The 11,574-nt window shown below is 70.8% G+C and carries 14 protein-coding genes and 1 pseudogene; 8 read left to right on the plus strand and 7 right to left on the minus strand.

What is annotated here, in order from left to right; all coding sequences use genetic code 11:
* Nucleotides 1-361 (plus strand): annotated as a pseudogene (locus ASG05_RS16900) (hypothetical protein); the annotation flags it as partial.
* A gap of 148 nt (nt 362-509) precedes the next feature.
* On the opposite strand, the gene ASG05_RS10505 reads toward ASG05_RS16900, so the two are convergent.
* Both ASG05_RS10505 and ASG05_RS16740 read right to left on the minus strand, forming a co-directional pair.
* On the minus strand, nt 510-1,187 hold the full coding sequence (locus tag ASG05_RS10505; protein ID WP_056260851.1) for an SDR family NAD(P)-dependent oxidoreductase: 678 nt from the start codon (nt 1,185-1,187) through the stop codon (nt 510-512).
* An 8-nt stretch (nt 1,188-1,195) separates the two neighbouring features.
* Complete coding sequence (locus ASG05_RS16740) at nt 1,196-1,354, minus strand: hypothetical protein (protein ID WP_200936798.1); 159 nt, start codon at nt 1,352-1,354, stop codon at nt 1,196-1,198.
* Between the two features lie 12 nt (nt 1,355-1,366).
* On the opposite strand from ASG05_RS16740, the gene ASG05_RS10510 reads away from it, so the two are divergent.
* On the plus strand, nt 1,367-1,828 hold the full coding sequence (locus tag ASG05_RS10510; RefSeq protein ID WP_056260371.1) for a DUF3817 domain-containing protein: 462 nt from the start codon (nt 1,367-1,369) through the stop codon (nt 1,826-1,828).
* Between the two features lie 145 nt (nt 1,829-1,973).
* On the plus strand, nt 1,974-2,819 hold the full coding sequence (locus tag ASG05_RS10515; protein WP_056260374.1) for a tryptophan-rich sensory protein: 846 nt from the start codon (nt 1,974-1,976) through the stop codon (nt 2,817-2,819).
* A 225-nt stretch (nt 2,820-3,044) separates the two neighbouring features.
* Here ASG05_RS10515 and ASG05_RS10520 read toward each other — a convergent pair whose 3' ends face one another.
* The 4 genes from ASG05_RS10520 to ASG05_RS10535 all read right to left on the minus strand — a co-directional run bounded on the left by ASG05_RS10520 (nt 3,045) and on the right by ASG05_RS10535 (nt 6,652).
* Nucleotides 3,045-3,767, minus strand: coding sequence for a hypothetical protein (locus tag ASG05_RS10520; protein WP_157490177.1), 723 nt, complete (start codon nt 3,765-3,767; stop codon nt 3,045-3,047).
* Nucleotides 3,768-3,778: 11 nt separating this feature from the next.
* Nucleotides 3,779-4,696 carry an ABC transporter ATP-binding protein gene (locus ASG05_RS15925; protein ID WP_082486632.1) on the minus strand — a complete coding sequence of 306 codons (918 nt, stop codon included), beginning with the start codon at nt 4,694-4,696 and terminating at the stop codon, nt 3,779-3,781.
* 325 nt (nt 4,697-5,021) lie between these two features.
* Nucleotides 5,022-5,159, minus strand: a complete 138-nt coding sequence (locus ASG05_RS16375) for a hypothetical protein (RefSeq protein ID WP_157490178.1) — start codon at nt 5,157-5,159, stop codon at nt 5,022-5,024.
* A 455-nt stretch (nt 5,160-5,614) separates the two neighbouring features.
* A complete protein-coding gene (locus tag ASG05_RS10535) occupies nt 5,615-6,652 on the minus strand; it encodes an aldo/keto reductase (RefSeq protein WP_056260381.1) in 1,038 nt (345 codons plus the stop codon).
* Between the two features lie 179 nt (nt 6,653-6,831).
* On the opposite strand from ASG05_RS10535, the gene ASG05_RS10540 reads away from it, so the two are divergent.
* On the plus strand, nt 6,832-7,878 hold the full coding sequence (locus tag ASG05_RS10540; RefSeq protein ID WP_157490179.1) for a helix-turn-helix transcriptional regulator: 1,047 nt from the start codon (nt 6,832-6,834) through the stop codon (nt 7,876-7,878).
* A 243-nt stretch (nt 7,879-8,121) separates the two neighbouring features.
* Here ASG05_RS10540 and dcd read toward each other — a convergent pair whose 3' ends face one another.
* Complete coding sequence (dcd, locus tag ASG05_RS10545) at nt 8,122-8,709, minus strand: dCTP deaminase (RefSeq protein ID WP_056260385.1); 588 nt, start codon at nt 8,707-8,709, stop codon at nt 8,122-8,124.
* Nucleotides 8,710-8,758: 49 nt separating this feature from the next.
* Between dcd and ASG05_RS10550 the strand changes: the two genes are divergently transcribed.
* The 4 genes from ASG05_RS10550 to ASG05_RS10565 all read left to right on the plus strand — a co-directional run.
* Entirely contained in the window at nt 8,759-9,739 is a 981-nt protein-coding gene (locus tag ASG05_RS10550; protein WP_056260387.1) for an NAD(P)H-quinone oxidoreductase, read from the plus strand.
* Nucleotides 9,740-9,979: 240 nt separating this feature from the next.
* Nucleotides 9,980-10,534 (plus strand): RNA polymerase sigma factor, encoded by a 555-nt coding sequence (locus ASG05_RS10555; RefSeq protein WP_056260389.1) that lies wholly within the window; start codon nt 9,980-9,982, stop codon nt 10,532-10,534.
* Nucleotides 10,531-11,292, plus strand: coding sequence for an Asp23/Gls24 family envelope stress response protein (locus ASG05_RS10560; RefSeq protein ID WP_056260391.1), 762 nt, complete (start codon nt 10,531-10,533; stop codon nt 11,290-11,292). The genes ASG05_RS10555 and ASG05_RS10560 overlap by 4 nt, the downstream gene beginning before the upstream one ends.
* Nucleotides 11,289-11,574, plus strand: a 286-nt coding sequence (locus tag ASG05_RS10565; RefSeq protein WP_162240650.1) for a hypothetical protein, incomplete at its 3' end; no start/stop codon positions are given. The genes ASG05_RS10560 and ASG05_RS10565, both read left to right, overlap by 4 nt.

Genomic DNA, 11,574 nt, shown 5'->3' on the forward strand with positions numbered 1-11,574 from the left:
CTCGGTGCGCGACCCGGGTTCACGGTGGTTCGTGGCGGAGCTCGACGAGGCCGCGCGCGCCTCCTCGGCTGGGACTGCGGCCGTGCCGCCCGACGCAGCGCCCGACGCGGGCGGTCGGCTCGGCCGGCCGGCACCTTTCGCGGTCGACTGGGTCTACAGCCGCGTCGCTCCCGAGGGGCACGATCGGCAGGCTGGCCGACTTACGCGCGACGAGCTCGAGCGGCTCGTGCTGCCCGCGTCCGAGCACCCGCTGGTCTACGTCTGCGGGGCGAACTCGTTCGTGGCCGTCGTCGCCGGGTGGCTGGTCGAGCTCGGGCACGCGCCGACCCGCGTCCGCACCGAGCGCTTCGGCGGCCTCTGATCCGGTCCGTACCGGATCAGCGACGAACCCGGTTTCGAACGATGAACCCGAAAGCTGTCGGGTTCATCGTTCGAAACCGGGTTCGTGGCCGAGGTGCCGAGCCGGGGCCGGCTACAACGCGCAGCCGGGCTGGATCAGGTGCCAGGCGTCAGGCGGGCGAGCCCTTCTCGGGCGCGGTGGTGCGGAACTCGCCCCGGGTCACGTGCTGCTGCCAGAGCAGCTCGGCCAGCGCCTCCGGGCTCTTGTCGCTGCTCTCGGGCTCGATGCCGCCGGGGATGATCAGCTGGCCGACGTGGATGCCCTCGTCGGCGAGTTCGTCGTGCAGCAGCTGCGCGTAGGCGGTCAGCCCGGCGAAGGCGATGGACGTGCCGGTGACCTTCGCCCCCGGGGTGACGGCCGAGCCGCCGTTGACGAAGAGGATGGTGCCCCCGCCGTCGGGCAGGAAGCGCATGCCGGGCAGCACCTTGTGGACGGCTGCGACGGGGCCGTAGATCGAGAACTCGACCGGTCCGACCAGGTCGGCGGGCATGGTCTCGAGCACGGGGCGCATGAAGTCCTTCTGCGGCAGCGGGCTGTACTGCATGACCTGGATCGGCCCGAGCTGCTCGGTCGCCTGCTCGAGCGCGGCGGCGATGCTCGCCGGGTCGCGCACGTCGGCCGTGAAGCCCCGGGCGGTGATGCCGTCGCCGCCGAGTTCTGCGGCCAGGGCGTCGAGTCGGCCCTGGTGCCGTGAGATCAAGGCGACGCTGAACCCCTCCGCGCCGAACCGTCGGGCCACGGCAGCGCCGAGCCCCTTGCCTGCTCCGATGATCGCGAGTGTCGTCATGCGTCCCATCAAAACGAGGAGGCGCGAGTCGGCACCCAGCAAGAGGGGTACGCGAGGTGCGCGGTCGCGTCGCCCCGCGCCTCCTCGTTCTCGTCGGCCGCGGCCCGGACGGCCACCGTCCAGGCGCGGGCTGCGACCATGGGGTCGTACCCCGTCGGCCCCCTCACCAGGAGCAGCTCGTGTCGCCTCGCACCCTCTTCCGTTCGTTCGCCGTCGCCGAGGTGGTGACCTGGTCGCTGCTGATCGTGGGCATGGTCCTCAAGTACGCGGTGCGGGTCGGTGACTGGCCGGTGAGCGTTGCGGGGCCGATCCACGGGTTCGTGTTCTTGGCCTACCTGGTCGCGGGCGTGGTCGTCGCGGTCAACCAGCGGTGGTCGGCCGGCGTGACGGTGGCCGCCCTGGCGAGCGCCGTCGTGCCCTTCGCCTCGCTGCCCGTCGAGCGGTGGATCGACCGCCGCGGCCTGCTCGCCGGGGACTGGCGCCGCACGGCCACCGACGACCCGCGCGACCGTCGCCCGCTCGATCGACTGCTGCGCTGGATGCTCGGGCACCTCGTGCTGGCCCTCGTGCTGCTCGTCGCGGCCGTCGTCGTGGTGTTCGCCGTGCTGCTCGCCGCGGGGCCGCCGGTGCAGGTGGGCTGACGGGCTGCACCGCGCCTCCCGCACGCCGCCGCACCCGGCTGCACCGCGCCTCCTGCACGCTGCAGCACCCGCTGGCACCGCGCCTCCCTGGCAATCCTCTTAGCAACTAAGAGATCGGGCCGGAGGCGCGACTAGCGTCCACGGCATGACCACGAACACGAGCACCCACGCCCCCGCCGAAGCAGCGACGTCACGTGACGTCGTGCGCCAGATCGTGGTGGTCGTCACCGCGGTGCTCGCCATCGTGCTGGCCGCCGTCGGTTCGGGCGCGTTCGGGGGAGTCTCGGTGGCGGACGCCGCAGGCGGAGCACTGAGCGCGACGGCCACGACCGTCGCCCCCGCGACCACCGCGTTCGGCATCTGGAGCGTCATCTACCTCGGCCTGGTCGCCTACGCGATCTACCAGGCGCTGCCCGGCCAGCGGGCCGTCACCCGGCACCGCCGCCTGGGCTACTGGGTCGCGGCGTCGCTGCTACTCAACGCGGCCTGGCTGTTCGCCGCCGTGCAGCTCGGCAGCGTGTGGCTCGGGGCCGTCGTGATCGTCGCCCTGCTGCTCGTGCTCGCGCGCATCTTCGTCATCTTGTTCCACACCGCGTCGTCGGGCTGGGTCGACGCCGTCGTCACCGACGGGACGCTCGGCCTCTACCTCGGCTGGGTCAGCGTCGCGACCGTCGCCAACATCGCCGCCGGCCTGGTCGACGCCGGGTTCGACGGGTTCGGCTTCGCCGCCGGGTTCTGGTCGTCGGTCGTGCTCGGCGTGGCCGCGCTCGTCGGGGTCGTGCTGGCCTTGGCCGGTCGGGGCCGCATCGCGCCGGCGCTGTCGCTGTCGTGGGGGCTCGCCTGGATCGCGGTCGGGCGCCTGACGGGCGAACCCGAGAACGTGGTGGCGGGGGTGGCGGCGATCGTCGCGGCCGTCGTCGTCCTGTTCGTGACGATCGCCGTCCGGGCCGCCCGCGGTCGCGTCGGCGCCACCGCCTCGCTGCAGCGCTGACCCACCGCGCGCCCCTGCGGCTCAGCGCTGCCCCGCGCCGCGCCGCGCCGCCCGCGGATCACGTCGCCGCACGCCGCCACGAAGTAAACGGTCCGCCACGCAATGTCGTGGCGGGCCGTTTACATCGTGGCGGCCTGCCTGGACGCCTGATGCGGCTCCCCNCCGCGTCTCCTAGTCCGTGCCCCCGCGTGACCGCTCAAGTCGGCGTTTCTGTCGGCCCTGATGTCAGCGCACGTCTCGTTTCATTTGTCTCCAGAAGCCGACTGCCGTCGGAACTGCGGTCCACAGGAGGAACGAAACCATTGCCCGCCCGATGCCGGGAAGGCCGTCCGGGGTGTCGCCCCATGAGAGGTGCGGGGAACCGAGCCACGCGGAGAACGCCAGGGTCGAAATCCAGGGTGCGAGGTCGGGTGCGACGACACCGGCCCCGACGTCGAGGCTCACGGGTACGAGGAAGGCCACAACTATGGCAGCCGGGGTGTTCAGCAGGAGAGATCCCACGGCGAAACCTGTCATGGAGGTCGAGATCGCGAGGGCATAGAGCTGGCCGCCTGCCACGAGGGCCGACAGCGAGGCGTGCAGCATCACTCGGTCGGGATGGAGCGCGACGAAGGCGATCGCCGTGACGATCGAGGTTACGAGGGACAGCCCTGTCACGAGCAGGATCAGCGCTACCGCACGTGTCACCAGGATGCGAAGACGACGCGGTTCGGAGATGAAGGTGGCCATGGCTGCACGAGTGCTCCAGTCGCTCGTGGCGACGAGCACGGCCAGAGCGGGGAGAAGGGCAGCCAAGGGAATGGCAGCGCCGTTGACGAAGTCGGCCATCGTGGCTTCTTCTCCATTCGACAATGCGACGGTGCCGACGCCGACGACAGCAATGCTGACGAGCAACCACCGCGAGGCGCGGGTGTCAGTCGTACGCATGAGCTCGACCTGGAGGATCACTGCCCAGCCTCTCATCTGCCGTGCCCGTCAGCCGTTGGACGAGATGAGTGCTCACCATTGGTGCTCTGGAGAAATAGTTGCTGCAACCTTCCGTCCTCCGATCTCAAGTGGGTCAAGGGAACTCCGATGTCGACCGACGTGAGGCCCACCACCTCGGCCGTGGTCTCTGCCCGGTTGCGAGCTTCGCCGTTGGTCGTGGTGATGCCTCGGCTACGTAGGGCCGCATGAAGAGCGTCATCGTTCGCCGAACTGAATTCGACTGAGGGCGGGCCCGAATCTCGACCTGTGTGAACGACGCGGCCCCGATCGAGGATCACCACATTGTCCGAGAGTTCTTCCATGTCGCCGAGGTGATGGCTCGACAGCAAGACCGCGCCGCCTCGTCGCGCGAAATCGGTCATGAACGTGTTGAGCCAAAGCAGTCCGTCGGGGTCGAGTCCGTTGCCGGGTTCGTCGAGGACCAGGATGCGCGGATTGCCAAGGAGCGCGATCGCCAGACCCAGGCGCTGCCGCATGCCGAGCGACAGAGCTCCGACCATTCGGTGTCGAACGGATGAGAGGCCGACGAGGTCGAGACATGCTTCGCGCCGTTCGCGGTCGACGCCACCAAGTCGGGCAGACAGGTGCAGGGTCTCGTCGACCGAGCGACCGGGATGACCGGCGCCCGCATCCAGGAGAACGCCCACGACGGCTGATGGGTGCTGTAAGGCACGATAGGCAAGGCCCTCGAAAGCAGTTGTGCCGGACGTGGGAGCGGTGAGTCCGAGCATCATGTCTAGAGTCGTCGATTTACCCGCTCCGTTCGGTCCAAGGAGTGCAGTGATCGAACCCCAGGGCACGTTGAAGGAAACATTGTCGACTATCGCGCGGCCGTGGCGGGTCTTCGTCAGTCCCTTCACCTCGATGGCCGGATCTTCTGCCGCAGTCATCGAAGAAGCGTCTGGATGATGGCCGCGAGACACACAGGGACGGTTATGAACTCTGCGAGACGAAGGGCACGCCGATTCAGGTGTCTCGTCGAGGTCACCATGAGCGCGCTCATTGCGACCGCCGCTGGAGCGACGGCGAACGGTTTCTGAAGGAAGATCAGGGCGACGGACGAGGCCGCGAGGATCAAAGTGACGACGGCGACCAGCAAGGGGGTACGTGATCGTCGTGCGGTGTCGTCATGGGTGGTCAAATCATGTCGTGGCATGCCGTGGGCCTCCTGTCGGGCCCCGGGCCAGGCTGTTCACCTGACCCGGGGAATCTCGCCTAGTTGAAGTAGTTCCAGATCTCCCACGCCGTGACGAGGTCACTGATCGCTCCTACTGCTGCTTTGATGCTGGGCCAAGCCGTGTTGACGAAGTAGGCGTAGCCCTTTTTTGCGGCGCTGCTGACCTTTCTGAGCAAAGAGGGGATCTGCTTGATTGCCTGAATGACCACGCTGAACCATCCGCGTGTTTCTCTGCTTCTCGGTAGCTCGACCCTCGAGCAACCGGGATGGGGCCTCACGGCTGCAACCGTGTGGTCCCGGGTGGGTACGGGGTACGAACCCCGTCCCACCCATACTCAACCCTAGACCGACATATCTGTCAAACATTTATTATCCACAAGGCCTCCCATTCATGCGGGAGGAGTCCTTCGGGTCCTCGTGACCGCCGCCGGGTGCCGGGGCCTCTGGGTCTCGCCCGTCGACTCTCCGATTCCTTCAGCGGTCTTCAGAATGGGCTGACTGGCCACGTACGACACACGCCGCCACGAGAACTCGTGGCGGCGTGTGTCGTACGTGGCGATGCCGTCGGCCAAGCCCAGGCCTCGTCGTGCGGGAGGCGCGGTGCGTGCAGGAGGCGCGCCGCGCCTCCTCGTCAGCGGCCGCCGGTGATCTTGCGGTCGCGCTGGGCGACGCCGGCGGTGCCGTAGGGGTAGTCGTCGACGCGGGGTGCGCTCGCCGCGGTGAGGCGGGCGACCTCGTCGTCGGTGAGGGCCGCGGCCAGGTCGGACGAGCCCAGGTTGTCGTCGAGCTGCTCGACCGAGCGGGCTCCGAGGATCACCGAGGTGACCGCGGGCTGGCGCAACAGCCAGGCGAGGGCGACCTGCGAGGCCGAGGCGTCGTGGGCGGCGGCGATCGAGGTGACCGCGTCGAGGACGGTCCAGGTGCGCTCGTCCGCGTTGCGCGCCTCCCAGGCCTCCATGCCGCGCTTCGGGTCCTCGCCGAGGCGGGTCGCACCGGTGGGAGCCTGGTCGCGGACGTACTTGCCGCTCAGCCAGCCGCCGGCGAGCGGCGACCAGGGCAGCAGGCCGATGCCCGCGTCGAGCGAGGCCGGCACGACCTCGTGCTCGATGTCGCGGACGAGCAGGTTGTACTGCGGCTGCAGCGTGACCGGCGGGGCGAAGCCCAAAGCATCGGCACGGCCGACGGCCTTCGTCACCTGCCAGCCGAGGTAGTTCGAGAAGCCGTAGTAGCCGATCTTGCCCGCGCTGATTGCGTCGTCGAGGAACCGGAGGGTCTCGTCGATCGGGGTGAGGTGGTCCCAGGCGTGCATCTGGTAGAGGTCGACGTGCTCGACGCCGAGCCGCGAGAGCGACGCGTCGAGGGCCTTGGCGAGGTGGCGGCGCGAGAGGCCGACGTCGTTGGGGCCGTCTCCCATCGGGAAGCGCCCCTTCGTCGCGAGGACGACCTGGTCGGCGTCGGTGGGGTGGCTCGCCAGCCAGCGGCCGATGATGGTCTCGCTCGTGCCCGCGCTGTAGACGTCGGCGGTGTCGACGAGCGTCCCGCCGCCCGCCACGAAGGCGTCGAGGATCGCGTGCGAGGTCGGTTCGTCGGCTTCGGCGCCGAACGTCATGGTGCCGAGGGTCAGCTCCGACACCGAGGCACCGCTGTTTCCGAGGGTTCTGTAGTCCATGACCCGACGCTACGCGGGTGGGACCACGGCCGTGGGTGCTTGACAACCCTCGGGGATGCTGCGTGCCTGACGGTTCGTCAGGTGGATAATCTGCAGATGGTCGTCCGACGCCGACGTCGGTCCCGACCGAACCCGGGACCAACCACCCCGGGTCACCGTCCCACCCGAGGGGAACGACCGTGTCATCACCACCCCGGGCGGCCGCACCGGCCGCCGGATCAGCAACCGACCGCCCCACCCGCCCCACGACGACGCCGCTGGCGGCGCAGGTCGACCCGCGCATCCGCAGCGTGTCGACGAACGACCGCGAGGTCGCGCACGCCCTGATCCGCAAGAACTACCGGATCACCCGACTCGAGGGCGAGGGGCCCGCCCCCTTCACCTACAGCCGCGCCGTGTCGGGAGAGACCCGGTTCGCCCTGTGCCGCTTCGAGTACCGGAGGGGCCGGCTGCTGACCGAGAGCGACCCGGCGGGGTTCCTCGTCGCGGGCGGCGTGACGGCGGGCCGCCTGTCGCTCACGACGCGGGGCCACGAACTGCGGTTCGCCCCGGGCACCCCCTTCGCGTTCCCCTCGCACGACGCGAAGACGATGGAGTCGTTCGACCTCGTCCTCGGGCAGGTGCTGCTCGATCGGGCCGCGGTCGAACGCGAGCTCGGTGCGATGCGGCTCGCCGCCCCCGGAGGTCTGCGCTCCACGGCGACCGAGGCGGTCTCGACCGCGCTGGGCCGCTACTGGTCGGACCTCGTCCTGCACGTGCACCAGAACGTCGTCGGCAACGACGCGGCGATGGCGAGCCCGCTCGTGCGCGCCTCCGCGTTCCGGTCGCTGGTCGCCGCCTACCTCGAGACCTTCGAGACGAACGTCGTCGCGTTGGGGGGCGACGACGGGCAGGCACCGCTGCCGTCGACGGTGCGTCGGGCACGCGAGTTCATCGAACAGCACGCCCACGACGACATCGGCGTCGTCGAGATCGCCGAGGCAGCCCGGGTCACGCCTCGGGCACTCCAGCTGGCCTTCCGGCGCCACCTCGACTCGACGCCGATGGCGGAACTGCGGCGGGCCCGGCTGCGCGGGGCGCACGGCGACCTCGTCATGGCCGACCCGACCCTCGGCCACACGGTCGCCGGCATCGCGCTGAGTTGGGGCTTCGCGCACCCCGGACGTTTCGCGGCCCAGTACACCGTCGAGTTCGGACGCTCACCCCGCGACACCCTCGAAGCCTGACGGATGAGTTTCGGGCCCGGCTTCGCACCCAGGGCCTTCGTTTCGTTTTCCGGACAGAGCGGGGTTTGCCTGATGGGCACGTCGTCGCAGAATGAGAAAGCCTCGCGGTGAAAGGTTCAGGACCGCGAGTCACAGCGCACGAGATCGACGTCGGGTTTCTCTCGTGTCGCCGGGGTGCGGAGGGAGTCGGGTTCCTTCCGCACCCCCTTCTCGTTAAAGCGCCCGGCGCCCGGCGCCCGGCACTCAGTCGCGGGCGGAGACGTCCGTGTGGACGAAGCCCTGCGACGACCGGCTGGCGGTCGGGCCGCGCTGGCCCTGGTACCGCGAGCCGTACTCGGCCGAGCCGTAGGGGTGGTCGGCCGGCGAGCTGAGGCGGAAGAAGCAGAGCTGGCCGATCTTCATGCCGGGCCAGAGCTTGATCGGCAGGGTGGCCACGTTCGACAGCTCGAGCGTGACGTGCCCGCCGAAGCCCGGGTCGATGAAGCCGGCCGTCGAGTGCGTGAGCAGCCCGAGGCGGCCGAGCGAACTCTTGCCCTCGAGGCGGGCCGCGACGTCGTCGGGCAGGCGGACGAACTCGTAGGTGCTGCCCAGCACGAACTCGCCCGGGTGCAGGATGAACGGCTCGTCGGCCCCGGTCTCGACCAGGCGGGTCAGCTCGGGCTGGTCTTCCGCCGGGTCGATGAACGGGTACTTGTGGTTGTCGAAGAGGCGGAAGAGCCGGTCGAGTCGCACGTCGATGCTCGACGGCTGGATCAGCGTCGGGTCGTAGGGGTCGAGGCCGATTCGCCCGGCGTCGAGTTCGAGCTTGATGTCGCGGTCGGAGAGCAGCACGGGCCAAGCCTAGTCAGCGGCTGTCGGCCCCGAGGGGGAGGATGGTCGCATGCGTGCCATCACCGTCCCCGTGCCCGGAGGGCCCTCGGCCCTCGTCGTCTCCGAGGTGGCCGAGCCGGTGCCCGGCCCGCGTGAGGTGGTCGTCGACGTGGCGGCCGCGGGCGTCAACCGCGCCGACGTGAACCAGCGCGAGGGGCACTACCCGTCACCCGCCGGGGCCCCCGCCTGGCCCGGGCTCGAGGTCAGCGGCACCGTCGTCCGGGTCGGCGAGCAGGTCACCGCCGTGTCCGTCGGCGACTACGTGGTCGCCCTGCTCTCCGGCGGCGGTTACGCCGACCGGGTGCAGGTGGACGAGGGGCTCGTGCTGCCCCTGCCCCGCGGCGTCGACCTCGTCGAGGCGGCGGGCCTGCCCGAGGCCGTCGCCACCGTCTGGTCGAACGTGTTCATGAGCGCCGGGCTGAAGCCGGGCGAGACCCTGCTCGTGCACGGTGGGTCGAGCGGGGTCGGGTCGATCGCGATCCAGATGGCGGTGGCCCTGGGTTCGACGGTCTACGCCACGGCCGGCACGCCCGACAAGACCTCGTTCTGCGAGCAGCTCGGGGCCGCGCGCGGCATCGACTACAAGTCCGAGGACTTCGTCGCGGTCGTCGACGAGCTGACCGAGGGGCGCGGCGTCGACGTCGTGCTCGACCTGGTCGGCGGCGACTACGTCGCCCGCGACGTCGAGGCGCTCGCCCCGAACGGGCGGATCATGGTGATCGCGGTGCAGGGCGGGGCGTCGGCCACGGTCGACCTGTCACTCCTGATGGCCAAGCGCGGCCGGGTCTGGGGCACCACCCTGAGGGCGCGTCCGCTGGAGGAGCGTCGCGCGATCATGGCCGAGGTGGGCGAGCACGTCTGGCCGCTGGTCGAGGCGGGGTCGGTCCGCCCCGTGCTCGACAGCGTCTACCCGCTCGAGTTCGTCGCCACGGCCCACAAGCGCATGGAGTCCGGCGGCCACAGCGGCAAGATCCTGCTCGCGGTGCGCTGACCGCACCCCGCGGACGCGGCGCACCCGCGGACGCGGCGCACCCCGAGGGCAGAGGAGGCGCGGGTCCCGCCAGGCGCGGAGACCTCGCCCCGGCGGGGCCGGTTCTGGTGTATCCAAGAGGGTGACGGGTCCGGCGATGCGGACGTCGCGGAGTCCGTCAGCACTTTTTCACCAGTCCCGGCCCGCGCCTCCTCGTCTCGAGGGTGGCGGGCGAGGGACGCACCACCAGAAGGGGCGGGCATGTCGGCAGACCTGAGCGACGCCACCGACGGGGTGCTCGCGTCGCGCGCTGCCGAGGGAGACGAGCGGGCCTTCGAGGTGCTGTTGCGGCGCCACCTGGGCTTGATGACCGCGTACGCGACCCGGTTGACGGGCTCGCGGGCCGACGCGACGGACGCGGTGCAAGAGGCGTCGATCACGATCTGGCGCGAACTGCCCACCCTGCAGACGCCCGCCGCCGTCAAGGGCTGGATGATGCGCATCGTGTCGCGCAAGGCCTTCGACCTGATCCGGTCGCGCCGGTCGACCGACGACGTCGACGACCTCGAGCTGCCCTCGGCGACGCCGACGATCGATCCGGAACGCCGGGCCGCGTCGAACGACGCGATGACGGCGTTGCGCGCGGCACTCGCCCGACTGCCCGCGAGCCAGCGACAGGTGTGGACGCTGCGCGAGGTCGGAGGCGAGTCGTACACCGAGATCGCCGAACGCACGGGCAGCACCGTGACGGCGGTCCGGGGGCAGCTCGCCCGGGCCCGAGAGACACTGACCCGTGAGATGGAGGCCTGGCGATGAGTGACCGACCACACGGCACCGACCACGCCCACGAAGACCCGACGCCGCCCGACGTGGCCGTCGACCTGAGCGAGGCCACCGACGCGGGCGAGCCCGCCGACGGCGACCGGCTGCCCGAGGACGCCTTCGAGGAGGCCGTCGTCGACGCGACCGCGGCCGACGACGACGTGGCAGACGGCGACGCGGACGACGCGGACGACGACGCCATCTCGCCCGAGCGCCTCGTCGACTACCTCGACGCCGGCCGGCAGCCCTACGACCCCGAGATCGAGGAGTCGCCGGAGGCCGTCGCGCAGCTCGCCGCCCTCGAGCGACTGCGGTCGATGGGTGCCCGGCTGTTCGAGGCCGACGCCGCGGCGACCCCCGCACCCGACCCGAGTTGGATCGCCGGCGTCATGGACCGCGTGCGCCTCGAGTCCCGGGCCGGGCGGCAGATCCCGCTCAGCTCGATCGACGACCGGTCGACGCTGCACATCACCGAGGGCGCCGTGCGCGCGCTCATCCGCGAGGCCGGCGACGGGGTCGAGGGGGCGATGGTCATCTCGTGCACGATCCGCGGCGACGTCAGCGTGCCCGGGGCCCTCGTCCGCGTCGAGGTCGTCGTCAGCGGCCTGTTCGGTCGGTCGTTGCCGGCGCTCGCCGACGCCGTCCGCGAGGCCGTCTCGTCACGACTGTCGCGACAGACCGAGTTGACGATCGAGAGCGTGGACGTCACCGTGGACGACGTGCACCTGCACGGCGAAGGAGGCGCGGCATGAACGACCACGACCCGGACGCCGGGATCAGCCCGGCCGACCTCTCGCTGCTCGCGGCCGAGCTCGGCGAGATCGCGGCCTCGGTCGACGGCGTCGTGCACGTGCGCGCCCGGCCCGGCTTCGGCAGCGTCGTGCGCTCCGCGCTGCAGGGGCTGAGCACCGTCGTCGGCGGTGGCGGCATCGTGGGCTCGACCGTGCAGAGCGACGGCTCGACCGCGCGGAGCACCGGCTCGGCCGCAGGAGGCGCGGTGCCGACACCCGAGGTCTCCGACGCCGAGCGCGCCG

The sequence above is a fragment of the Frigoribacterium sp. Leaf186 genome (genome assembly GCF_001423905.1).
Classification (GTDB): domain Bacteria; phylum Actinomycetota; class Actinomycetes; order Actinomycetales; family Microbacteriaceae; genus Frigoribacterium.